Source organism: Arthrobacter bambusae (genome assembly GCF_022606295.1).
Classification (GTDB): domain Bacteria; phylum Actinomycetota; class Actinomycetes; order Actinomycetales; family Micrococcaceae; genus Arthrobacter; species Arthrobacter bambusae_A.
This window is the reverse complement of sequence record NZ_JAHHZS010000043.1, coordinates 1-22,677: the sequence shown is the minus strand read 5'-3', so window position 1 is coordinate 22,677 and position 22,677 is coordinate 1. Positions and strand designations below refer to the sequence as shown.

Sequence of the window (22,677 nt, the reverse complement as noted above, 5' to 3'; positions counted from 1 at the left end):
TCGCACACCCTGTATCCCTGTTTAGCTGCCATCACCCTGGGGTGCTGCGGGCACGGGGTAGACGAGTGCCGTGGCCACGGCGGAAATGCCCTCGCCCCGGCCGGTGAAACCCAGGCCGTCACTGGTGGTCGCCGTGACGCTTACGGCGGCTCCTGCGGCGGCGCTGAGGACACGTTGCGACTCTTCACGGCGCGGGCCGAACTTTGGCCTGTTGGCAACGAACTGCACCGCCACGTTCCCGATTTCGAAACCGGCGGCACGGACGATCCTGGCGGCCTCCCCCAGCAGCTTCACCCCGGACGCACCCGCGAATTCGGGACGGTCCGTTCCGAAATGCGTGCCCAGATCACCGATGCCGCAAGCGGAGAAGAGCGCATCAGCGGCTGCATGGGCGACGCAATCGCCGTCGGAATGCCCTGCAAGTCCGCGTTCCCCCGCCCAGAACAGCCCGCCGAGCCACAACGGCTGCGGATCGTTCTCAGGTGCGTAGGCGTGCACGTCAACCCCGATGCCCGTGCGCGGCAGAATCATCGCGGTGTCCTCCGGTGCGGCCATCAGCCTTCCACCCAGCGGACTCCGAGCGGCCCTTCCAGGAGGCCTTCGGCGATGATGAGATCCAGCGGCGTGGTGATCTTCAGCGACTGGCTGGCACCCCGGACTGCGTGGACGGGGACGCCCAGGAGCTCGACAAGCATGGCGTCGTCCGTGACGGCCGCCGACTGCTCGTCGTCGAACGTCGCCGCGGCCGAGTGTGCGCGCAACAAAGTCTCATAGTCGAATCCCTGCGGAGTCTGCACGGCACGAAGTTGTTCGCGCGGGGCGGTGCCGGTGACGATCTCCGGCGCGATTCCGGCGTCGTCCCCGTCCGTTTCCGCGACCATCTTGACGGTATCCACCACCGGCATGGCGGGGATGACCGCTTTGGCGCCCGACGAAAGCGCCACGGCGACACGGTGGAAGACCCGTTCGGGTGTCAGCGCCCGCGCGGCGTCGTGAACCAGCACCGCACGCGTTCCCTCAAGAACTGCCCCCAGTGCGGCGCGGACCGAAGCGGCACGGGTCGATCCGCCGTCGACCACTGTGATCAGCGGACCGTCGGTGCCGAGCTCCCGGCGGAATGCCTCGCACAGCTCGCGCAGCTCCAGATCGCCTGCGGGGACGGCCACGCAAATCTGGCGTGCAACGTCCGCGGTCGCGACGCCGCGAAGGGCATGGGTCAGAATCGTTTCGCCGCCCAGCGGCACTTTTGCTTTGGGCATGCCATAGCCAAGGCGCTCCCCCGAGCCTGCTGCGACGACGACGACGGCGGTGGCCTCGCGCTGGGATGGTGTAGTCATGCGCCCAAGCCTACGTGGTGCCCACCGGCCCAACCCAGCTCGCAGTAGGTGTCGTTTTGGGCGCCCAGAACGACACCTACTGCGAGTTAGTTGGGCCTCGGGCAAAAGGAAACCCCGGCAGCAGGTTGCTACCGGGGTTCAAATCTTTGAATCTCTGTTAGGAAGCCAGAACTTCGTCGAGAACGCTTGCGGCCTTCTCTTCGTCGGTCTTCTCAGCCAATGCCAGTTCTGAAATCAGAATCTGACGGGCTTTGGCCAGCATTCGCTTTTCACCTGCGGAAAGGCCGCGATCGTGATCACGGCGCCAAAGGTCGCGGACGACCTCTGCAACCTTGATGACGTCGCCGGAAGCAAGCTTCTCCAGGTTTGCCTTGTAGCGCCGGGACCAGTTGGTGGGCTCTTCAGTGAACTCGGCACGGAGAACGTCAAATACGTGCTCCAAGCCTTCCTTGCCCACTACGTCGCGAACCCCAACAAGGTCTACGTTTTCTGCTGGAACTTCAATGGTCAGATCACCCTGAGCCACCTTGAGCTTGAGATACATTTTCTCTTCGCCCTTGATAGTGCGCATCTTGATTTCTTCAATTTTTGCTGCACCGTGGTGAGGGTAAACTACTGTCTCGCCGACCTCAAAAACCATGTGGACTTTCCCCTTTCCCGCAGACCAGTTTATCACGCTTAAGGCATACGATTGGCACGGAAAGGGCTCCTGAGCCCTGTAAATACGCGGAAAATGGCCTTTTCAGCCCTCCGGCCCCCTCTTGACGGGAGGGCATAAAAGTGCATAGGACAGAGCGTTCCGGATGACCCTACTCCTTCTGGAGGGCCGCCACAATGGTGATCGGAATCCTTGTTCTTGCCGGTTTGCCGATAGGCTATGGCTGAAAAGTGTTCCAATGACTCTTAGAGGAGTACGTGTCGTGCGCATTACTGCGATGAACCGTGTCCAGCGCGGCAAACTGGCGATGGCGGCGGCCGCCATCAGTATCGGTCTCTTGTCCGTGACCGGCTGTGGCTATATCAACCCCCAGCAGACGAATCAGCAGTATTCACCGTCTGACGGCGTCAGGGCGGACCTCGGTTCACTGCAGCTTCGAAACATGCTCATCGTCTCCACGGACGCCAACAAGCCGGGCCGCGTCATTGGTGCCGTGTTCAACACTTCCTCGAGCGATGCCACCCTCACCATCAGTGGCGCCGGCGGGTCACAGGCGACCATTCCGGTGAAGGCAAACTCCGAGACCTACCTCAACGACACCACGAGCGCCGTTATCCTGAGCACCACCGGCGGAGTCCCGGGTTCGGTGGTTCCCGTGACCATCAAGAGCGGATCGGATTCCAGCACCGTACAGTTCCCGGTCCTGGATGCTTCCTTGAAGGAATACGCGAAGTACATTCCCACTCCTTCCGCTTCACCGAGCCCCTCCGCCAGCAGCTCGGCCACCCCGAGCAGCAGCTCCACTTCGAGCAGCAGCGCCAGCCCCACGCCTAGCGCGAGCAGCACAGGCCACTAGGGGCCACCGCCGCCCGCTCGGCAACGAGCCGGCTTGGCAAGACGAAAGGCCTTCACCAAGACAAAAGGAAGGACTCCCCCACGGGAGTCCTTCCTTTTGCTGTTGCTTTGTTGTTCCTGCCCGCGCCGACCTACGGCTCGAACTTGTAGCCCAAACCCCGTACTGTCACGAGATAGCGGGGAACGGAGGGATCGGGCTCGATCTTGCTCCGCAAGCGCTTCACATGGACGTCCAAGGTCTTGGTGTCGCCCACGTAGTCGGAGCCCCAGACGCGGTCGATCAGCTGCCCTCGGGTGAGCACCCGGCCGGAATTGCGCAGCAGCATCTCGAGAAGCTCGAATTCCTTCAACGGAAGCGATACTTGTTCTCCGTTGACGCTCACTACATGCCGCTCGATGTCCATCCGCACCGGGCCGGCCTGCACGGTGGACGTGATGAGTTCCTCCGGCTCGCCTTGGCGGCGCAGCACGGCACGCACCCGGGCCACGAGTTCCCTCGAGGAGTAGGGCTTGGTGACGTAGTCGTCCGCGCCGAGCTCCAGGCCAACCACCTTGTCGATTTCCGAGTCCTTGGCGGTCAGCATGATGACCGGGACGCTGGAACGCTGGCGCAGTTGCCGGCAAACCTCGGTGCCAGGGGTCCCCGGAAGCTGCAAGTCCAGCAGCACCAGGTCGGCCCCGTTGCGGTCGAACTCCACCAAGGCGTCACTGCCGTTGTCCACAACCTGGACATCGAAGCCTTCCTTGCCCAATAGGTAGGACAGGGGGTCGCTGAAGGACTCTTCGTCCTCCACGATCAGAATCCTGCTCAAGCGCCAGCTCCTTGCTCTAGGGCGCGCACAGCGCCCGTCGTTTGAATCACGTTTCGGGGCTTCGCCCCGGCGTCGTCCTCCTGGCCTTCCATTTCCGGAAGGCGGATGGTGAAAGTAGAACCTTGGCCGGGCTGGGACCAGACCGTGACCTCGCCGCCGTGGTTGGACACCACGTGCTTGACGATACTGAGGCCCAAGCCGGTTCCACCGGTTTGCCGGGACCTCGCCGCATCCACGCGGTAGAAGCGCTCGAAAATGCGCTCCTGGTCCTCGGGGCTGAGACCCTCACCCTGGTCCGTGACGGAAATGGCCACCACGCCTTCTTTGGCGCGGACCCCCACTCCCACACGGGTGTTCTCGGGCGAATAACGGATCGCGTTGTCGATCAGGTTCCGCAAGGCGGTCACCAACAGGTCCTGGTCGCCGAACACCATTGTTTCCGTGCGGCCGCCGACGACGATCTTGATGTTCTTGAGTTCGGCTGGGAGCTGCGAACGATCCACGGCTTCGGCGATCACTGTATTGATATCCACGGCGTGCCCTTGCTGTGCCACATTGGCCCCTTGGAGCCGGGACAGCTCGATGATGTCCTGCACCAGCGCGGCGAGCCGTGTCGACTCCTTGTGCATGCGCTTCGCGAAGCGGCGCACGGCTTCTTCGTCGTCGGGACTCGCCTCGAGCGCTTCGGCCAGCAGCGAGATGGCGCCCACCGGAGTCTTGAGTTCGTGCGAAACGTTCGCGACGAAGTCGTTGCGGATCTCTTCGGTGCGGGTGATTTCGGTGCGGTCATCGGCCAGGAGGACGATATATTCCCATCCGAGCATGGCTGCCCGCACCTGCACCACAATGGTTCCTTTGCCCAACGGACCACGGGGCAACTCGAAAGTCTCTTCCAGGATGACGCCGTCGCGCCTCACCTTTGCGGTCATGTCCAGCAACTGTTTGTGCACCACCGTGTGGCCCCTCACGAGCCCGTAGGCATAGGCCGCGGGACTGGCCCGGACGACGCCGTCGATCGCGTCCACGACGACGAAAGCGCGCCCGACGACGGACAGCACCTCAGCGGCTCCCTCCGGAAGCAGGGGTTCCGTGCCGTCCAGGTCCACGATCTTCCGCTGCCGTTCACTCAGCCTGAACGCGAGCACGCCAAAGACGCCGCACGACAGGCCGACTAGACCTGCGATGACACCGATGAGCACTGGATCCACGGATCTAGCTTATGCGCTCGAAACACTGCAAAATATGGAACGGTCACCAAACCGCCCCGATTCAGCTAACGTTCACCTAAAGGTGCGCAATCGTTCATTGACCACTGCCATCCTTACTAGTTGGACCATAGTTAGCTGTGATGATTTTCGCGCCGTCAGAGGGGTGCGGAGGAGAATTCCAAGGAGAGGACGCCACCGTGCGCAAGGTTTTTCAGGAGGAGCTCATCCAGGTCGGTGAGGACCTCATCGAGATCTCAAAACTGGTCACTGAGGCGATCCAGAACGCGACTACTGCGTTCGAAGGTGCGGACGTCGATCTCGCCCAGGACGTCATTGCCGCCGATGCCCGGATCGATTTCCTGCAGAACGGCCTCGACGAGCGCGCCATCGACATCCTGGCACTCCAGGGTCCCGTGGCGAGCGATCTCCGGATGATTGTCGGCTCCCTGCGGATGAGCGCATCCCTGGAGCGCATGGGTGACCTCGCCCGGCACGTGGCCCAGCTGGCACGCTTGCGTTACCCGGCCACCGTCATCCCCGAGCAGCTGACGGCCACGTTCAAGGACATGGCCCGCCTCGACCTCGAAATCGTCCAGAAGGTCACCCTGCTCCTGGAGTCCCGCGACTTGGAAGTTGCCCGCGACATCCTCAAGCTCAACATCCGGGTGGACGATCTGCACTTGAGCGTCTTCAGGGCCATCGCGGATCCTGCCTGGGCCGAGACGGCCGCCACCACAGTGGACGTGGCCCTCGCCAGCCGCTACTTCGAACGCTTCGCCGACCACGGCGTCTCGGTTGCCCGCAAGGTGACCTACCTGGTCACCGGTGAATGGCAGCCTGAAGGCTTCTAGCCGGGCTTCACAAACAACGACGGCGGCCGGCCCACCTCGCAAGGTGGGCCGGCCGCCGTCGTTGTCTCAAAACCTATTTCTTGCCCTGGGCGGCTACAGCCTTGATCGACTCTGCCGCGGCCTCGGGGTCGAGGTAGGTTCCGCCGGGGTTGATCGGCTGGAAGTTCTCGTCCAGGTCGTAGACCAACGGGATGCCCGTGGGGATGTTGAGGCCCGCAATGTCCTCGTCGCTGATGCCATCGAGGTGCTTGACGAGGGCGCGGAGCGAGTTGCCGTGGGCGGTCACCAGTACGGTCTTGCCGGCCTTGAGGTCTTCCTTGATGTCGGATTCCCAGTACGGGAGGAGGCGCACGAGGACGTCCTTGAGGCACTCGGTGCGCGGGAGGGCGTCGCCGAGGTCCGCGTATCGGGGATCGTGTGCCTGGGAGAACTCGCTGTCGTCGGAGAGCGGGGGCGGCGGGGTGTCGTAGCTGCGGCGCCACTCCATGAACTGCTCTTCACCGAACTCGGCGAGGGTCTGGGCCTTGTCCTTGCCCTGGAGCGCACCGTAGTGTCGCTCGTTGAGGCGCCAGTCACGCTTGACCGGGATCCAGCCGCGGTTGGCCTTGTCCAGGGAGATGTTCGCGGTGTTGATGGCCCGCTTGAGCAGGGACGTGTACAGGATGTCCGGGAGAACGTTGTTCTCGACCAGGAGCTCTCCACCGCGCGCTGCTTCCTCGCGGCCTTGGTCGTTCAGGTCGACGTCCACCCAGCCGGTGAACAGGTTCTTGGCGTTCCAGTCGCTGTGGCCGTGGCGCAGCAGAATCAGCTTGTAAGTCATGGTTTTCATCCTAAGCGATGAGGACCCGCCGTTGCCGGGCGTTACGGCAACGCAGGGTCACTTCGCGCCGGTGTTTGCTCCGCGGATGGGCCGTAAGTGACCCCGCGTTGGAGGATAAAGTGGGACGGTGGTGCAAAAAGCGGAGCGGGTGCAGGGAAGACGCGGCAAACCCGTCGGCAACATCACCCGAGGCACCACGAATCCCAACCGCATGCGCCGCCTCGACCGCTGGTTGGCTGGCCCGCAGGGATGGCGGTTGCGCTCCGCCGTCGACCCCTTGGTAGTGGACCTCGGCTACGGCGCTTCCCCGGCCACAGCCGTCGAACTCTTCGAAAGGCTCCGGGCCGTCCGCCCGGACGTCCGCGTGTGCGGGATCGAGATCGAACCCGAGCGCGTCCGGATCGCGAAATCCTTGGAGAGGCCCGGGCTCAGCTTCCACGTGGGCGGTTTCGAGGTTCCTGTTCCGGGCAATCCCGTGTTGGTGCGGGCCTTCAACGTGCTCCGCCAATACGAGGAATCTGATGTGCCCGGGATCTGGGCGCTCGTTCAGTCTCGGTTGGCTCCGCAGGGATTGTTCATCGACGGCACGTGTGACGAAATCGGCCGCAGGGTGACGTGGGTTGCCTTGGACCCGAACGGACCGTTGAGCCTGAGCCTGTCCATGCGGTTCGGCGGTTTCGAGCTGCCCTCCGACGTGGCCGAACGCCTCCCGAAGGCACTCATCCACCGCAATATCCCAGGGGAACGGATCCATGCTTTCCTGCTTGCCTTGGACCAGGCCTGGCTGGAGGCCGCACCTCTTGCGTCTTTTGGCAGCAGGCAGCGGTGGACCGCCATGTGCCAGTCAATGCGCGACGCCGGGTGGCCGCTTCAGGACGGAACGTCACGCTGGCGCCTGGGGGAACTTACCGTCGACTGGTCGGCGGTGGCTCCGGCCTGATCTCACTGCTACCAGGGACCGTACGGCCCCTGGTTGCGGCCGCTGTTTCCGATTTCCTTCACGGCCGGACGCACGTCCGCCAGGTAGACACACGCCGAGGTCACGGCGGCGATTCCAAAGAGGCCCAGTCCACCGCCGCCGCTGAGGACGGAAATGCCACCGATCGCGGCTGCAATACCGGTGAGGGCGAGCCAGAAGGTCTTGGTCCGCTTGGATGCGGCTTCGAATGACGAGGGTTTGTGGCGCAGGCAATCCACCAGCGCCCACAGCTCCAAAGCGAAGGCAACCAGTCCCAGAATGACCCAAATCCCATTCTGGATGTATGAAATCAAAATTTTTCCGTCCACGCCCTCAAGCCTAGCCGTCAAGTGCCTTGAGTGCTTGCTCCAAGTCCGCCCAGAGGTCTTCTACGTTCTCGATCCCGACGCTCATCCTGACCAGGTTGTCCGGAACGCTGAGCGGCTCGGCAGTGTGCCGGCGCCGGCGTTCGATCAGGGATTCGACCCCGCCCAGCGACGTCGCGGGGATCCACAACTGCAATGCGCGCACCAGCTGATCCGCTGCGTCGGCACCGCTGCGGGTTCCGTCTCCGGCCAGTTGGATACACAGGATGGAACCAAAGCCCTTCATTTGGGACTTGGCGCGCTCATGGCCGGGATCGTTGGGCAGGCCCGGGAAGCGCACGGACTCGACGCGCGGGTGGGTGCTCAGCCTCTCGGCCAGCGTTGCGGCAGAAGCCTGCGAGCGGTCGATCCGGAGTGCCAGCGTGCGCAGGCCGCGGAGCGCAAGCCAGGCCTCGAAGGGACCCGCGATGCCGCCGTGGATGATGCGGTGGTGAAGGAGTTCCGCGCGCAGCCCGGCATTCGAGGTCACCAAGGCGCCGAGTACGACGTCGGAGTGGCCGGCCAGGTATTTGGTCACCGAGTGCAGCACGACGTCGGAGCCCAGGCTGAGGGGCTGCTGAACCAGGGGCGTGGAGAAAGTGTTGTCCGTGACCACGATCGCGCCGGCCTCATGGGCTGCGGTGGCCAGTGCCCGGACATCGGCGATGCCGAGCATCGGGTTGGTGGGGCTTTCGATCCACAGCATGCTGGCGGGCTTTCCATCCGCGGGGGCGAGCTGAGCCTTGACGGCATCGGTGTCCGCGATGTCAACGGTCCGCAACTCAAGGATGCCCTTGGCCGCGAGTTCGGTGGCCATGACGAGCGACCCCGCGTAGCTGTGCGTGGGCATGACGAGCACGCCACCGGCGGGCACGAGCGACAACGCGGAGCTCACGGCAGCCAGGCCCGAGGCGTAGAGCAGACCGGGCAGCTCGGCGCCTTCGAGCTGGGCCAGCGCTTCCTCGAACGGATCCCAGGTGGGGTTGGCGTAGCGTCCGTAGCCGCGGTCGCCGTCGCTCAGTGCTCCCGTGCCGAAATAGGTGGAGGACAGAACGATGGGCGGGTTGACGGGCTGGTCATGGCTTCGTTCGGGACGGCCTGCCGCCACCACCACAGTGTCAGGGGACAGATCTGCGGCATGTTCTCGGGAAAGACTCATTCCACCAGCCTACGGCGAGGGGTGCGGGCGCTGGAAAGGTGTTACGGGCGAACCGCTGCCGAGCGCCGGGGCGAGCGTCCCGCGCGGGTGGGCGTGCGCCGTCGTCGGGCACTGTCAGTGATCATCTGTACGCTTAGATCCGTGACTACGCAGCCCCTCGAGCAGGACCAGAGCCCCATGCCGGACCAGCGCCGGGGACTCTTCATCGCCTTCGAGGGCGGGGACGGGGCCGGCAAGTCCACGCAGGCCGCCCGCCTGGCCGAGTCGCTCGAGTCCCTCGGTTTGTCAGTACTGCGAACCCGCGAACCCGGGGGCACGCCGATCGGCGAGAAACTGCGGTCCCTCGTCCTGGACCACGGCCACGGCACGATCGATCCCCGCACCGAAGCCCTCATGTTCGCAGCCTCCCGGGCGGCCCATGCAAGCCAGGTCATCCGCCCGGCCTTGGCGCAGGGTTCAGTGGTCATCACGGACCGCTACATTGATTCCTCCGTGGCCTACCAGGGTGCCGGCAGGGACCTCGGAACCGTGGATGTCAGGCGGCTCAACGAATGGGCCACCGAAGGCCTTGAACCGGACCTGACGGTACTCCTCGACGTCCACCCGGGCGATGGCCGGGACCGCAGGACTGCCGGAGACGTTGCCGAGGACCGGCTCGAGTCGGAACCGGACGATTTCCACGCCCGCATCCGTGCGGCATTCCTCGAACTGGCAGGGGCCCGCCCCGACACGTACCTCGTGTTGCCCGCCAACGACGCCATCGAGGATCTCGCCGCGCAGATCCTCCGGCGCGTGCAGGACTTGCTCGGGAGCCGCACGTGACCGTGTGGGATGAGCTCCAGGGCCAGGCGCCCGTCGTCGCGCAATTGCGGGCCGCCGCCCAAGGCGAAGGCCTCACGCACGCCTGGCTGTTCACCGGACCGCCGGGTTCAGGCCGCTCCAACGCGGCCAAGGCATTCGCGGCTGCCTTGAACTGCGAACAGGACGACGTGGCACTCCGAGGCTGCGGCGAATGCGCATCGTGCCGGACCATCCTCGGCGAGACCCACTCCGACGTGACCTTTGTCCGCACGGAGAAGGTCACCATCACCATCGAGGAAGCCCGACAGTTGGTGTCCAAGGCGGGCGACCGGCCGGCGTCGGGCCGTTGGCGCATCATTGTGGTGGAGGACGCGGACCGCATGGCCGAGCGCACCACCAACGTCCTTCTCAAGGCCATCGAGGAGCCCACGCCCCGGACCATCTGGATGCTGTGCGCGCCGTCGCCCGCCGATGTGCTGGTCACCATCCGCTCGCGTTGCCGCCCGGTGAGCCTCCGGATTCCGCCGGCTGCCGACGTCGCCGCCCTGCTGGTGAGGCGCGACGGCGTCGATCCCGCCATTGCGGACCGGGCCGCCGGGGCTGCCCAAAGCCACATCGGCATTGCGCGTCGGCTGGCCCGCGACCCGGAGGCGAGGGAGCGCCGGATGGAGACGGTCCGCTTCCCGCTGGGCCTGCGGGGCGTCACTGCCGCCGTGATGATGGCCGAAAAGCTGGTCAAGATCGCGAGCGATGAGGCCAACAGCTCCAACGACGAACGCGACGCCGCCGAGAAGGTGGCCCTGCTCGCGAGCCTGGGCGCTCCGGAGTCGGGCACCCTGCCTCCGTCGATGCGCAGCCAGGTGAAGCAGCTTGAAGACGACCAGAAACGGCGCGCCAAGCGATCCATCACGGATTCCCTCGACCGCACGCTGACCGATCTGCTGTCCTTCTACAGGGACGTCCTGGTCATCCAGATGGGAAACGCCGTGGAGTTGGTCAACGTTGAACTCAGGAGCGAGCTGGAAGCCTATGCGGCAAACTCCACGCCCGAAATCACTTTGGCGCGCATGGATGCCATCAACAAGGCGCGTGTGCGGATCACCACCACCAACGTGGCACCCCTGTTGGCCGTCGAGTCCATGGCGAGCAGCCTGATTCAGCAATAGCCGGATAGTTTAGAAGTACAACACGCTTCCCCAGCCTGAGGAGAAACGCATGACCCCCGCACGACGCCGGACCGCCGGGTCCCGTTCCAGGACCCGGTTCCCATCACTGCGGCGGGCGGCAGCGGCAGTCGCTGCCACGGTCTCCGCCAGCCTGCTGCTGAGTGGCTGCGTGTTCTCCGTGCCGGTGCCCAACGACGGCGCGAGCAACGGGTCGGGCAGCACCGCCGACTCGTCCATCGCAGCCGCGGCGCCGGCAGGACTGGAGAGTTTCTACTCCCAGAAAGTGGACTGGACGTCCTGCGAGCAGGGATTCCAGTGCGCCAACATCAAAGTGCCGGTGGACTACGCCAAACCCGACGGTGACAGCATCTCCATCGCGGCGATTCGGCTCCCGGCCCAGGGCACGAAGAAGGGTTCGCTGCTGGTCAATCCCGGCGGCCCCGGCGCGTCTGGCTATGACTTCGTCAGGGACGCGGGGAAGACGCACTTCACCAGCAAGCTCCGGTCCAGCTTCGACCTGGTGGGCTTCGATCCCCGCGGCGTCAAGCGCTCGGCGCCGGTGACGTGCCTCAGCGATGCCGAGCGGGACGCTTCCCGCGAGAAGGTCTACAACTATGACACCGACCAGGGCCTCGCGGCGGCACTTGCCGACACCAAGGCCATCAATGCCAAGTGCGTGGAAAAATCCGGCCCCGCCCTGGCACATATCGACACCGCCAGCTCTGCCAAGGACATGGACATCCTCCGCGCAGTGCTGAACGACGCAAAATTGAACTACCTTGGCTTCTCCTACGGAACTTCGCTTGGCGCCACCTATGCGTCCTTGTTCCCGAACAACGTCGGCAAGCTTGCTTTGGATGGCGCAGTGGATCCTGCCCTCAACAACGAGGACCTCACTGCGGGGCAGGCAGAGTCATTCGAAAAGGAGCTCCACACTTATGTGGCGGATTGCCAAGCAAAGCCCGGCTGCCCCATGACAGGCAGCGTCGACGATGGTGTGCAGCAAATCCGGGACCTCATTGCCGACGTCGAGCAGAATCCCAAGCGAGCCAAGGACGGCCGGCTGGTGACGGGAGCCGCGTTTGTCAGCGGCATTTTCACCCCGCTTTATGACAACGAATCGTGGCCTGTCCTGACCCAGGCGCTCGTGGCCGCGTTCAAGGGCGATGTGTCGCTCATGCTCCGGATTGCCGACTTTGGCGCGGACCGGGACCCGAACGGCACCTACACCTCGAACACCCAGTTCGCGTTCAACGCGATCAACTGCCTTGACTACCCCATGGTCACGGATACGCCCGGGATGCGTTCCGAGGAAGCCCGGCTGAAGCAGCTCTCCCCCACCTTCGGGTACTACTTCGCCTATGGCGGCATCAACTGCAAGGACTGGCCCTATAAGCCCGTGCACACGCCGGCTCCCGTCAAGTACACCGGCTCCGCTCCGGTCGTGGTTATCGGCACCACCGGGGATCCGGCAACACCGGTGGCCTGGGCTGGTTCGCTGCGGAAGCAGCTCGGCAACGCTTCCCTGGTGACGTGGAAGGGCGAAGGCCACACCGCCTACGGCCGCTCCAACCAGTGCGTGTCCGACGCAGTGGACAACTACTTCGTGGACGGAAAGGTGCCTTCGGACGGGACCATGTGCTGAGCCCGGCCGTTTTGGCCGGCCGCCAGTTCTGACCATTTTTGGAGCCGGGTTGAGCTGACCCGGGCAGTTGAACGTGTTACGCCGCGTGGGAACTCCACGGTTATGTCGCCACGTGCAACCGCGCATTCAACCATGACCAACGCTTCGACTGCCGGCCGGCATCGCAACGCATCACGAGGACATCGGCAAGAGCTGCCACGCTCCACCCCCAGCGCAATTGCGCGGGCCTAGCAGCGTGGGTGGCGGATTGACGGCATCCACGCCGCTGTGACCAGGCCAAAAGGGGCAGGCGTTAGAGCCGTGCCGCGCGGGGCTCAAGCAGCACTGGAAGGTCCTTGACCGACGGCACGACGGCGGTGGCGCCGGCCGCGCGCAAGGCCGCCTCTGAGTGGAAGCCGGTGAGCACGCCCACCACGGCGGACGCACCGGAACGAACACCGGAGAGCATGTCCGAGCTCGTGTCCCCCACGACGACGACCTCGCGGACATCATCGAGGTCAAGGGCAAGCACGGCGGTAAGTATCATGTCCGGGTAAGGGCGACCGCGTCCGGCGTCGGCGGGGCACAGGCTGAGATCGGCCTTCCCCATCCAGCCCAGGGACTCAAGCACCATGTTCTGGGTGTGCCGCCCGAATCCCGTAGCCAGGCACACTTTCACGCCGGAGTCCCGTAACCAGTCGATGGTTTCCTCGGCGCCCGGAATGGCCCGGACACCGACGTCGGCAATCAGATCGTCGTAGGCGCGTTCGAACGCTTTGTTGGCGCTCTCGGCCCGTTGGGCTTCGTCAAAAAGGTGGCTGAAAACGGTCAACTTCGAAAAGCCCATGGTGTCCCGGGCGTAGCCGAGCATGCTTTCGAAGCGGGTCGAACCGGGCTCGACGCCGGTCTCCTGCAGTGCGCGGGACATCGCACGTTCCGTAAGACCATCGTCCGTGATCGTGGTGCCCACCATGTCCAAGACAGCAAGCCGGAGCCGCTGCGCACGATGTGCCCCGGCGTCGTCCGTGTTGATCCTCTTGCCGCTGTCCATGCTCATGGCGCCCCTTCGCTGGTTGATGGCCGAAATCGTGCGGCCACGTTAGTCCGCCCAGCTTGCCCCCGGTCCGCGACGGCGGCCTGAACCCGGCGCGACGAGCGGGTGAATTCCGCAACAACGGCGCCACGGGAGCCCTGCCCGGTGCTGTTTTGACCCGGACGAGGTGACTCTATTACAGTTGTATCTTGCGTGATTCAGCCGGTACCCGGACGATAACGCGGTGCTTCCTTAGCTCAGTCGGTAGAGCGTTTCACTCGTAATGAAAAGGTCATCAGTTCGATTCTGATAGGAAGCTCGAAAAGCCCCGCCATTCCACTGGATTGGCGGGGCTTCCTTTTTCGTTCCAAAATTCACGGCGCTCCTGCCGGAAGTCCATCCGGCCAGAAAATACCAAGGCGTCCCGCTGACCGGGATGATCCTGATGGCGTCGTGATTGGTGAACCAAGTGCTGACGCGCTCGATCCTGTTGACTTCGGCCCGTTGCAGGGTCCATGGCCCGATGAACCTTGCCAAGCCGTATGCGACGCTGAGGTGGGAGCTACCGGGTGGGGCTGAGCACCAGCATTCTGTACCCACTGCTGACGGAAAGGCCGCCCCAAATGGTGCCTTTGGAGCGCACGGTCCCTCCGCCGTCGAAATGTTCCTCCTCAAGAAACACCTCGGGCGCGGGCCGTTCCTTCCTGAGGGTACTGACGGCCATGGCAACGCCGACCAGCGCAAGAAGGGCGAAGCCGTCGTTCTGCATAGTCGGTTAGAAGCCCGTCCGGTTTGGCCTCATGTTTCATGTCTCCCATCAAGGCTCCGACACACCGGGACCCTGGAGGCAAGCTTGCGCGCCATATCGTAGGCTCGGCTAACGCCATCCAGGTGAAAGGACAAACCTCTTGAGCAGTGTTCCTCCGCCTCCCGAAAAGCGCTGGCCGTCCGGCGCCCCCCAGGTTCCTCATCTATACACTCCGGTCCAAAAACGCGCACCGTTTAGCAAGGCTGCCATCGCGGGTTTCATCATTAGCTGCGTCGGACTCTTTGTCTTTGCCATGGTGGGTCCGCTCGGAACCGCCCTCTCGGGCATAGGCCTCCGGCGGGCCAGAGACCGCGGGTTGCGTGGACGCGGGCTCGCCATCGCGGGGATGATCATCGGTATCGCCGATTTTGCGTTCTACCTCGTCGCCCGGTACCTCCTTAACCCCTAATGCACAGCGGTCGAGGTGAGACCCGAGGCGAGTAGGCTGCGCGGCGCGTCGGGCGCTGCGAAGTTCACGCAACAGGATAGAAAAGATGGGCGGGAACTATCATCTTCCGCCCGTCTGTACCCGTTTCCAGGGACAGTCTGCCGAGCCGCCGAACACATGAGGGTCATGAACTTCCGCAAACACTTCGCCCTGCCCGCCGCGTTCCTCTTTGCCGCATTGGTCCTCACCGGATGCCAGCAGGGATCCGGTCCCGCCACAGAAGCGATGTCGCCAGCAACTCCCCAGGCAATCGCGGCCGCTCCCGGGGGAGCATCCTCAGGTGCGTCGGCCGCAGCCGTGAAGTCCATCCACTCCCCCCGCATCGTCGCCTCCGACGAACAGCTTAGTGCCGGACAGTGCTCCGCCAAGGTCGTCGATGCCGCCACCGGCGAGTACCTGCCGGACCCGGCCTGCACTCCTGGCGCCGCAGATCCAGCGGTCACTCAGGACAACATCGACTCGACCATCTGCACGAGCGGCTACACGGCCACGGTTCGCCCGCCCGCTTCGAACACGGACAAGGTGAAGGCCGAGAGCCTGAGCGAATACGGCCAGACCGCCGTCAAGACCACGGAATACGACCATCTCATCAGTCTTGAGCTTGGCGGCACCAACTCCGTATCGAATCTGTGGCCTGAGCCGAACAAGGCGAGCGCAACGGGCACCACGAACCCGAAAGACGCGGTGGAGAACGCCCTGCACAAGGCCGTATGCACTCACAAGGTCACCCTGTCGGCTGCCCAGAAGGCGATCGCCCACAACTGGGTCACCGCGGTCAAAGACCTCGGTTTGTAGCAGCGCGAAGCGCTGGCTCCGACGAGCAGGGTCGTCAGCCGGGGTATAGTCGCCCCATGCTCTCCACGCGTCGATTTACTTGCCCCCGACCGGTTTCCGGTCGCGAGGGCTCTCAGGCGCGCGCCTAGGTCCTGGCGCCGGATGTGAGTCGGGGGTGGAACCCGCCACTCACATCCGAACATAAGGACCAGTAATGCCCGCTTATCTCGGCCCCTCCGAACTCAACGATGCTTTGACTATCCGGGACCTCTCAAATCCGGACGCCGGGCCCCATGCAATGCAGACACTCTTGCAAGGTGTCATCGACGCGCTCGGCAGCAAGTGGGGCGTGCCCGAACAGATCATTCGGCACAGCCCGCTGGTGAGCGTGACCGACAACTATGACCGCCTGGGGTTCAGCGAATCGGATGTCACGCGGGATCAAAGATACTCCCGCTACGTCAGCCCTACGGTGATGCTCCGCAGCCATACCTCCGCTTCCATCCCGTCCCTGCTGCGGGCACTGGATTCAGACCAATCCATCGACGAGCTCTGGGCCATCCCCGGTCTTGTCTACCGGCGCGATTCCATCGACCGCACCCACCTCGGTACCCCACACCAGGTCGACTTGTGGCGCGTCAGCTCCCGGCAAGCCCTCGACGCCGGTGATCTCCAGGAAATGCTTTCTTCCCTCGCGCAAGCGGTCCTTCCGGGAGCACAATGGCGCGCAGTTCCGGCAGTTCACCCCTACACCAAGGCGGGCTTGCAGCTCGATGTTCTCATGGAAGGAGAATGGCTCGAACTCGCGGAATGCGGACTCATGGCCCCGCATCTATTCGCCGAGGCCGGCCTGAATCCCGCAAAGTGGTCGGGACTGGCTCTAGGGATGGGCTTGGACCGTGCACTGATGCTCCGCAAAGGCATCCCCGACATCAGGTTGCTCAGATCCACGGACAAAAGAATCGAACAGCAGATGCTGGACCTGTCCCAATGGAAACCGGTCTCCCTGATGCCTTCCATCCGCAGGGACATTTCCATCGTCGTCCCCGCGGGTTTGGACGCCGAAGTTCTCGGAGACCGGGTACGGACATCCTTGGGCGAGCAAGCCGAAGATCTGGAAAGCGTCGAACTCCTGGCGCTGAGTTCATGGGGAGAGCTCCCGGCGGCAGCGCGGGAACGGCTCCGCATCTGCGACGGACAAGCCAACGCGCTCATACGTTTGGTGCTGCGCCCCCTCGCCCGGACCATGACGGATTCACAGGCCAACCAGATCCGGAACGCGGTTTACCTAGCCCTCCACGAAGGGCCGGTCAAGGAGCTCATCGCGGGATAGGACATGCGCGGCTTTCCCCAGATGATGGAGGGCGCCGCGGGACATGCCGGCAAAGGGCCCGATCGGGACCTCCATCCCGCGACGCTCTACCAAGGGGTTCCCGCTGGATCGATCAGCCCGGCGGGCCACGATGCGGTGTTCTTGGCGGCGGAGCAAATCATGATCGGAGTATCTACGGATTCGACGACTGTGGTCCTGTCCCGTCTTGATAGGCACCGTTCTTGACCACGCATCCGGCGGCAGCCGCAGGACTCATAGAACGGCGCCAACCACTAGGACCCCGACCGGGCCCACGTCGAACACGACCCGAAGGTCCTCCACGGTTCGCCGAGGAAGATGAGTGTGTGCCTGACAACCCGGATCGCCGCCTGCATTTCCCTGGGGGAGCTTAAACCGCTTCGTTCTGACCTGAATCAGCGAGGGTCACTCCGGCCACCGACCAGTTCTCTCGCGGGACTTCGTGGAGGACGACGCGGATGGTGTCCGGCCGGATCCCCATGACGTCGGCGTAGGTCGCAGTCAGCGCTGCCAGCAGCTCTCGCTTCTTCTCGGTAGATGCCGGCGAAGCGTTCAAAACCTGGATCAGGGGCATCAGACGATTCTGCCACGGCCCATGAGGTTGTGCGTTTGGCTTCCACGGTTCCTCCCTTTGTTGACGGGCGACCGCCGGATGAACACGCCACAGTTTCATGCCCGGCAACTCATTCGGACTTGAAATCCAAACCCGAAGCATGCTTAGTATGTAACAACGGCCGTATCGATCGGCTGCCGAACCAGAGGAGGAGACACCATGGGACTAGGCGACAAGATTGAGAACGCTGCCGAGAAGGCTGGCGGCAAGGGCAAGGAAGCTGCCGGCAACGCCACGGGCAATGAAAACCTGAAGGCGGAAGGCCAGGCCGACCAGGCCAAGGGCGATTTGAAGCAGGCCGGCGAAAAGGTCAAGGACGCCTTCAAGAAGGACTGATCCGACCGTCTGGCGAAGGGCGCATTCCATCGGGGTGCGCCCTTCGCCGTGCCGGTACCTGATTCCAGACGTGTTCCCGCGGGAACACACCGCAGACATAGTAATCATGGACGCCGGGCAACCTCACCGGTAGTGTGATCACACCCGAATGGTGCTCATCCGGGATGGTGCTCATCCGGGACTGCGTCAATGGAGTCGCAGCGAAATCACATCTGGGGGATTTGATGACAACGCTGGTTCAGTCGGAGGGCGAATTACGCCCCGACGCAGAGGCCAACACCGTTTCCGATGCGAAGGGCGGGGCCTGGCTCAGCTCGGAACATGAAAATGTCAGGATTGAGGACTCGGGTGAGGGGATCCTCCGGATCATCTTGCGCCCCGGAGGCCGGATCACGGCAGAGGACGGAGCCCTTGTCAAGGAGCGATACCTGGCTCTGACGGGCGGAATGGGCGCCGCTGTACTGCTTCAGGTCATCGGCGTCGAGTACGTCAGCCGCGACGCCGTCAGATTTTTCAGCGAAGCAGCCACCATCACGGCCTTCGCGATTCTGGGCAGCACGCCCGTGGACCGTGTCATCGCCCACGGTAGGCACGGGCTCCCCGCACCGCAGTGCCCCACCCAGTATTTCTCCGATGAACAAGAAGCCTTGGGGTGGTTGCGCGAACTGCGTGCTGGCGCCGCAGAGAGCGGCACCAGCACGGCAGCCAAGCAGACTTAGGCGCGGCCCGTGTGGACGACGAGGTCGTCATACTTGCCGGCCAGGACGTCTTCGAAGTACACCGCCGAGCCGAGAGTTGCCGACACATAAAGGGCCCGCACGGTAGCGAGTGCCGCGGTTGCTTCCTCGACGCCAACCCGCGGATTCTTTCCGGAACGGATGGCTTCCACGACGTCGGCATACTGCTTTTGGTGCGCGGTCTGCAGATCGTCTGATCCGTCCGTATTGGCTGCCGCATCATGCGCCCCGACCTCAAGTTCGGCCTGGTTCCCGGCCCCGGCCATGCCGTAGGAAGATTCTCCTTCTGCGGGAGCATTGTCAGCGGCATGGAAGTACTGCAGCCGATCATTGTCGACGACCGCCGAGCCCCTCTCGCCGTGGACCTGGATCCGGGCGGTGAGACCGGGATAGGCCGCGGTGGTGCAGTGGATCACTGCCAAAGCGCCGGAGGCGAATCGGACCGTCGCAACGGCAGTGTCCTCAACTTCGATGCGCTCGTGGGCGAGCAGCGCAGTGTGGGCCTGGATCTGGACGGGGGTTCCCAGGAACCAAAGAAGCAGATCCACGCTGTGGACGCCTTGATTCATGACCGCGCCGCCGCCGTCGAGCTCCCAAGTGCCCCGCCACTGGCCGGAGTCATAGTAGTTCTGGCCCCGCCACCAAGCCAGCGAAGCCACTCCCGAGGTGATCCTGCCGAAGCGTGCGGACCGGACCGCCCGGGCCACCGCGACGCTCGCCGGATCGAAGCGGTGTTGGCTGATCACGGAGACGACCTGCCCTGTCGCGGCGGCCGCCGCATCTGCAACGCGCCGGGCGCTCGGCAAATCCACGTCGATGGGCTTTTCGATGATGACGTGCTTGCCGGCATTCAGGGCTTCGACGGCCAGGTCCGCGTGCAGGCCGCTTGGCGTGCAGACAGCGACAAGATCGATGTCCGCGCCCTTCAGTGCGGCCGCCAGCGACGAGTACGTTGCGGGACGAGGGTTGTGCAGCTCACTCTCGACCGTGTCTGCCAGCGCGGTCGCGGCCGGCTCAAGCGGGTCAACGAGGGCCACGAGTTCCAGGTCATCATTCGCGGTGATGAGCTTGGCATGCTGACGGCCGATGACTCCGCAGCCGACGACGGCGGTGCGCAGCCGCCGCTTGGGCGTGGTTGCTGTGTTCGCGAGGGTCATTTGGTGGTAACTCCGGCTTCTTCGAGGAGGCGGTTGAAGGAGCGGCCGGCAACTCCGAACGCTGCCGGTCCCGAGAATCCTCCGAGGTGGTGGGTGTTGGCCAGGTGGGGCTCCAGGGAAGCGAAGCCTTCGAAACCGTCTTCCTTCAAAGCGTTGATGGTTTCGCGAAGTTGGCCGTCGCCATCCCCCGCCGGCATCACCAGGCTGTCATCGGCACGGGCATCCTTGACCTGGAGATATTCCAGGTAGGGGCGGAGCATGTCGTAGGCCTCGCTGAAGGGCTTGACGCCCACCTGGACGAAGTTCGCGGCGTCCCAGGCAATCCGCAGCGCCGGGGAATTAACAGTCGTGATGATGTCCAGGACGCGTTCAGGCGTGTCGCCGTAGATGTCCTTTTCATTTTCATGCAGGAGTACCACGTCGTGCGCCTGGGCCTCTGCGGCCAAGGCTCGCATGCGGATCATGACGGCGTCGCGGATGTCTTCGGCGCTGAGGCCTTCGGCCCGATAGAACGAGAAGATCCGGATGTAACGGGTACCCAGGACCTTCGCGGCCCGAATGGCCGCGTGGAGGCGATCCACTTCGAATGCGACAGGTGTGGTGATGTCCACTTTGCCGATGGGAGAGGCGATGGCCGACACACCCATGTTCTGCTCGCGCAGTATCTGGTCCAGCCGGGCGAGGTCCTTTTCGGACAGCTCCACGATATTGGTGCCCCACGCGCTACGGACTTCGATGTGGTTGGCGCCCAAGGCCTGCAGAACTGCGATCTGGATCAGCGGGTCAGGACTTATTTCGTCGCCGAATCCAGACAGTGTCCACTGGGTTTGCTTGACGGTCACGTCGTTTTCTCCTTGAAGTAATACATGGTTGGCAGCCGGCGTGGCTGGCCTATTTGACACCGCCGGCAGTCAGGCCGCCGACGAGGAATCGTTGGAAGATGAGATAGAGGATGACCACAGGTGCGGCACAGACCAAGGATGCGGCCATCATCTGGCCGTACAGGGGCAGCGCCCCACCTTCCGAGGAGGACCCGAAGATCTGCAGCACTACCGCTACGGTCTGGGTATTCGGACGGGTCAGGACCGAAGCGAACATGACGTCATTCCAGCCAAGCAGAAAGGAAAAGACGCCGGCGACCACGAGCCCGGGCCAGCTCAGGGGGAAGATGATCCGGAAGAGAACCCCCATCGAGGAAGATCCGTCAATACGGGCTGCTTCCTCCAGTTCCTTGGGCAAGCCCCGCAGATACGTGACCATGACCCAGATGGAAAACGGCAGGGCAAACGTCAAGTACGCCAGGAACAGGCCCCAGTAGGTACCGATGACGGTGATTCCCAGATAGTTGCCCGCCGAGGCGAAGAGAACAAACACCGGAAGCAGCAAAAGACCGCCCGGAACGCTTTGCAGGCCGATGAGCCCCCGGAGAATGCTTAGGCGGCCCCTGAATTCGAACCGGACCAGCACGTAAGCGGTGATGATGCCCAGTAATGAGGAAACCACCGCAACCGCACCGGCGATCATGACGCTGTTGATCAGGCCAGTGCCCAAGGGCAGGGTGCTCCAGATCTTCGTGTAGTTGGCGAGGGTGAATTCGGTGGGGAAGAATGCCCCCCGTGCCACTTCCACATCGGAGTTCATCGAGGAAAACACGATGTAGAGCAACGGAATCGCGACCATGGCGCACAGCACGATGGTGCCTCCGACCAGCAGCGGGGTCGGGAGCAGGCGGTATACCGCGGCAGTCTGCCGTCCGGTCTTGCGGGGCGCGCTTCCAGTGCGAAGCGGGCTGGAGGCCTCCAGCGGGACCTCCATGACGACGTCGGGCGTTTTGTTGCTCATTTCTTGCCTCCCGCGTCCGCGCCGGTGTCGAGCCGAACGGCTTTCAAGTAAAAGTAGAGCGGTATGGCGATCAGCAGAAGCGAGATCAGTGCCATCGCTGCTCCCATGCCGAACCGCAGGCTGGTGAAACTCATGCTGTAGACAAGGGTCGGCAGTATTTGCACGTCGAAGGGAGCCGGGACGCCGAACAACAAGAAGGCCAGCGAAAAGTTGTTCATGTGGTGGAGTGTCGCGATAAGGCACGCCAAGGCGACCGGCCCGCGCAAATACGGGAAGATCACGTAGCGCAGCTTCGTCCACCACAAGGCGCCATCGATGGCCGCTGCCTCGTGGACTTCCTGGTCCACGGATTGCAAGCCCGAAAGTGCCATCAGATAGATGAACGGCCACGCCGCCCATACCTCGACCAGGATCAGGACCCAGAAGCTGGCCGGACCGGTGAGCCATTGACCGGCAGGCAGTCCGAACGCGGTCAGCACCTTGTTGACGATGCCGTCGTGTTGGAGCATGGTGCGCCAAAAGCTTCCCACGACGAACGATGGAAGGACGTAGGGAATAAGGAACATCGAGCGCACCAAGGACCTGCCGCGATAGGCATTCTGGGTCGCCAGTGCAGCGTAGATGCCGATCGGTACCGTGATGACGGTGGCGATCAAGGAGAAGCCGATACTGTTGCCGAAGGCATGGACCAAGTCAGTGGACGTGAACGCTTCGACGAAGTTTTTCAATCCTACGAAGGGGGCACTGATCCATTTCCGGATCGTGTACTGATCCAGTTGCAGCATCGCGATGTAGATGCCCAGGATCAGGGGGACGACGATTATCAGGCCGATCAGGAGGGCACCAGGGGTGAGCATCCATAGTGGCCGGTTTCGTTCGCTCACAGTCCGCCGGGGCGGGGGGGGGGGGGGGGGGGCCCCCCCCCCCCCCCCCCCCCCCCCCGCGGGGGGGGGTTTGTAGGGGT

The 22,677-nt window shown here is 63.7% G+C and carries 26 protein-coding genes and 1 tRNA gene; 12 read left to right on the top strand and 15 right to left on the bottom strand.

The genetic code is table 11. From position 1 onward, the window contains the following. Positions 1–21: 21 nt before the first annotated feature. From ispF to KNN17_RS19980, 3 genes are all read right to left on the bottom strand, one after another. A complete protein-coding gene (ispF, locus tag KNN17_RS19990) occupies positions 22–531 on the bottom strand; it encodes a 2-C-methyl-D-erythritol 2,4-cyclodiphosphate synthase (RefSeq protein ID WP_241710613.1) in 510 nt (169 codons plus the stop codon). Positions 532–554: 23 nt separating this feature from the next. Then, entirely contained in the window at positions 555–1,337 is a 783-nt protein-coding gene (gene ispD / locus KNN17_RS19985; RefSeq protein WP_241710602.1) for a 2-C-methyl-D-erythritol 4-phosphate cytidylyltransferase, read from the bottom strand. 157 nt (positions 1,338–1,494) lie between these two features. Continuing rightward, on the bottom strand, positions 1,495–1,977 hold the full coding sequence (locus tag KNN17_RS19980) for a CarD family transcriptional regulator (protein ID WP_011690592.1): 483 nt from the start codon (positions 1,975–1,977) through the stop codon (positions 1,495–1,497). A gap of 295 nt (positions 1,978–2,272) precedes the next feature. Here KNN17_RS19980 and KNN17_RS19975 point away from each other — a divergent pair, with 295 nt between their 5' ends. After that, complete coding sequence (locus KNN17_RS19975; protein ID WP_241710612.1) at positions 2,273–2,851, top strand: hypothetical protein; 579 nt, start codon at positions 2,273–2,275, stop codon at positions 2,849–2,851. A gap of 130 nt (positions 2,852–2,981) precedes the next feature. Here the strand turns inward: KNN17_RS19975 and KNN17_RS19970 are convergent, their stop codons facing one another. Together KNN17_RS19970 and KNN17_RS19965 are read right to left on the bottom strand one after the other, a co-directional pair. Continuing rightward, entirely contained in the window at positions 2,982–3,662 is a 681-nt protein-coding gene (locus KNN17_RS19970) for a response regulator transcription factor (protein ID WP_059388662.1), read from the bottom strand. Beyond that, positions 3,659–4,861 (bottom strand): sensor histidine kinase, encoded by a 1,203-nt coding sequence (locus KNN17_RS19965; protein ID WP_241710611.1) that lies wholly within the window; start codon positions 4,859–4,861, stop codon positions 3,659–3,661. Before KNN17_RS19965 ends, KNN17_RS19970 begins: the two co-directional genes overlap by 4 nt. A gap of 206 nt (positions 4,862–5,067) precedes the next feature. On the opposite strand from KNN17_RS19965, the gene phoU reads away from it, so the two are divergent. Beyond that, a complete protein-coding gene (gene phoU / locus KNN17_RS19960) occupies positions 5,068–5,721 on the top strand; it encodes a phosphate signaling complex protein PhoU (RefSeq protein WP_078106623.1) in 654 nt (217 codons plus the stop codon). A gap of 73 nt (positions 5,722–5,794) precedes the next feature. Here phoU and KNN17_RS19955 read toward each other — a convergent pair whose 3' ends face one another. After that, entirely contained in the window at positions 5,795–6,541 is a 747-nt protein-coding gene (locus KNN17_RS19955; protein WP_241710601.1) for a phosphoglyceromutase, read from the bottom strand. A 127-nt stretch (positions 6,542–6,668) separates the two neighbouring features. Here KNN17_RS19955 and KNN17_RS19950 point away from each other — a divergent pair, with 127 nt between their 5' ends. After that, positions 6,669–7,481: a class I SAM-dependent methyltransferase gene (locus KNN17_RS19950; RefSeq protein ID WP_372489707.1), complete on the top strand. Its 813-nt coding sequence runs from the start codon at positions 6,669–6,671 to the stop codon at positions 7,479–7,481. An 8-nt stretch (positions 7,482–7,489) separates the two neighbouring features. On the opposite strand, the gene KNN17_RS19945 is transcribed toward KNN17_RS19950, so the two are convergent. After that, entirely contained in the window at positions 7,490–7,828 is a 339-nt protein-coding gene (locus KNN17_RS19945; protein ID WP_241710600.1) for a DUF2516 family protein, read from the bottom strand. Positions 7,829–7,838: 10 nt separating this feature from the next. Beyond that, positions 7,839–9,023 carry a trans-sulfuration enzyme family protein gene (locus KNN17_RS19940; protein ID WP_241710599.1) on the bottom strand — a complete coding sequence of 395 codons (1,185 nt, stop codon included), beginning with the start codon at positions 9,021–9,023 and terminating at the stop codon, positions 7,839–7,841. A gap of 177 nt (positions 9,024–9,200) precedes the next feature. On the opposite strand from KNN17_RS19940, the gene tmk reads away from it, so the two are divergent. Genes tmk through KNN17_RS19925 form a run of 3 tightly spaced genes read left to right on the top strand, consistent with a single transcriptional unit; the run spans position 9,201 to position 12,635 of the window. Further along, entirely contained in the window at positions 9,201–9,845 is a 645-nt protein-coding gene (gene tmk, locus KNN17_RS19935; RefSeq protein ID WP_241710609.1) for a dTMP kinase, read from the top strand. Beyond that, positions 9,842–10,990: a DNA polymerase III subunit delta' gene (locus tag KNN17_RS19930; RefSeq protein ID WP_241710598.1), complete on the top strand. Its 1,149-nt coding sequence runs from the start codon at positions 9,842–9,844 to the stop codon at positions 10,988–10,990. Before tmk ends, KNN17_RS19930 begins: the two co-directional genes overlap by 4 nt. Positions 10,991–11,039: 49 nt before the next feature. After that, entirely contained in the window at positions 11,040–12,635 is a 1,596-nt protein-coding gene (locus KNN17_RS19925; protein WP_241710597.1) for an alpha/beta hydrolase, read from the top strand. A 292-nt stretch (positions 12,636–12,927) separates the two neighbouring features. Here KNN17_RS19925 and KNN17_RS19920 read toward each other — a convergent pair whose 3' ends face one another. Next, entirely contained in the window at positions 12,928–13,665 is a 738-nt protein-coding gene (locus KNN17_RS19920) for an HAD-IA family hydrolase (protein ID WP_372489708.1), read from the bottom strand. 228 nt (positions 13,666–13,893) lie between these two features. Between KNN17_RS19920 and KNN17_RS19915 the strand changes: the two genes are divergently transcribed. Beyond that, positions 13,894–13,966 (top strand) — tRNA-Thr (locus tag KNN17_RS19915). 243 nt (positions 13,967–14,209) lie between these two features. On the opposite strand, the gene KNN17_RS19910 is transcribed toward KNN17_RS19915, so the two are convergent. Beyond that, positions 14,210–14,416, bottom strand: a complete 207-nt coding sequence (locus tag KNN17_RS19910) for a hypothetical protein (protein WP_241710595.1) — start codon at positions 14,414–14,416, stop codon at positions 14,210–14,212. 139 nt (positions 14,417–14,555) lie between these two features. Here KNN17_RS19910 and KNN17_RS19905 point away from each other — a divergent pair, with 139 nt between their 5' ends. The 3 genes from KNN17_RS19905 to srmL all read left to right on the top strand — a co-directional run bounded on the left by KNN17_RS19905 (position 14,556) and on the right by srmL (position 17,010). Next, entirely contained in the window at positions 14,556–14,864 is a 309-nt protein-coding gene (locus tag KNN17_RS19905) for a DUF4190 domain-containing protein (protein WP_241710594.1), read from the top strand. Positions 14,865–15,029: 165 nt separating this feature from the next. After that, a complete protein-coding gene (locus tag KNN17_RS19900; RefSeq protein WP_241710593.1) occupies positions 15,030–15,698 on the top strand; it encodes a hypothetical protein in 669 nt (222 codons plus the stop codon). Between the two features lie 193 nt (positions 15,699–15,891). Beyond that, complete coding sequence (gene srmL, locus KNN17_RS19895) at positions 15,892–17,010, top strand: PheS-related mystery ligase SrmL (RefSeq protein WP_241710592.1); 1,119 nt, start codon at positions 15,892–15,894, stop codon at positions 17,008–17,010. A gap of 388 nt (positions 17,011–17,398) precedes the next feature. On the opposite strand, the gene KNN17_RS19890 is transcribed toward srmL, so the two are convergent. Next, positions 17,399–17,602, bottom strand: coding sequence for a tautomerase family protein (locus tag KNN17_RS19890; protein ID WP_078106550.1), 204 nt, complete (start codon positions 17,600–17,602; stop codon positions 17,399–17,401). A gap of 198 nt (positions 17,603–17,800) precedes the next feature. On the opposite strand from KNN17_RS19890, the gene KNN17_RS19885 reads away from it, so the two are divergent. Together KNN17_RS19885 and KNN17_RS19880 are read left to right on the top strand one after the other, a co-directional pair. Further along, positions 17,801–17,977, top strand: coding sequence for a CsbD family protein (locus tag KNN17_RS19885; protein WP_078106551.1), 177 nt, complete (start codon positions 17,801–17,803; stop codon positions 17,975–17,977). 224 nt (positions 17,978–18,201) lie between these two features. After that, positions 18,202–18,696 (top strand): DUF7793 family protein, encoded by a 495-nt coding sequence (locus tag KNN17_RS19880; protein WP_241710591.1) that lies wholly within the window; start codon positions 18,202–18,204, stop codon positions 18,694–18,696. On the opposite strand, the gene KNN17_RS19875 is transcribed toward KNN17_RS19880, so the two are convergent. From KNN17_RS19875 to KNN17_RS19860, 4 genes are all read right to left on the bottom strand, one after another. Beyond that, a complete protein-coding gene (locus KNN17_RS19875) occupies positions 18,693–19,871 on the bottom strand; it encodes a Gfo/Idh/MocA family protein (RefSeq protein WP_241710590.1) in 1,179 nt (392 codons plus the stop codon). The two genes, KNN17_RS19880 and KNN17_RS19875, sit on opposite strands and share 4 nt — an antisense overlap. After that, complete coding sequence (locus KNN17_RS19870; protein ID WP_241710589.1) at positions 19,868–20,713, bottom strand: sugar phosphate isomerase/epimerase family protein; 846 nt, start codon at positions 20,711–20,713, stop codon at positions 19,868–19,870. Before KNN17_RS19870 ends, KNN17_RS19875 begins: the two co-directional genes overlap by 4 nt. A gap of 49 nt (positions 20,714–20,762) precedes the next feature. After that, complete coding sequence (locus tag KNN17_RS19865) at positions 20,763–21,551, bottom strand: carbohydrate ABC transporter permease (protein WP_241710608.1); 789 nt, start codon at positions 21,549–21,551, stop codon at positions 20,763–20,765. Positions 21,552–21,709: 158 nt separating this feature from the next. Then, positions 21,710–22,597, bottom strand: a complete 888-nt coding sequence (locus KNN17_RS19860) for a carbohydrate ABC transporter permease (RefSeq protein WP_308196854.1) — start codon at positions 22,595–22,597, stop codon at positions 21,710–21,712. Between the last annotated feature and the right edge of the window lie 80 nt (positions 22,598–22,677).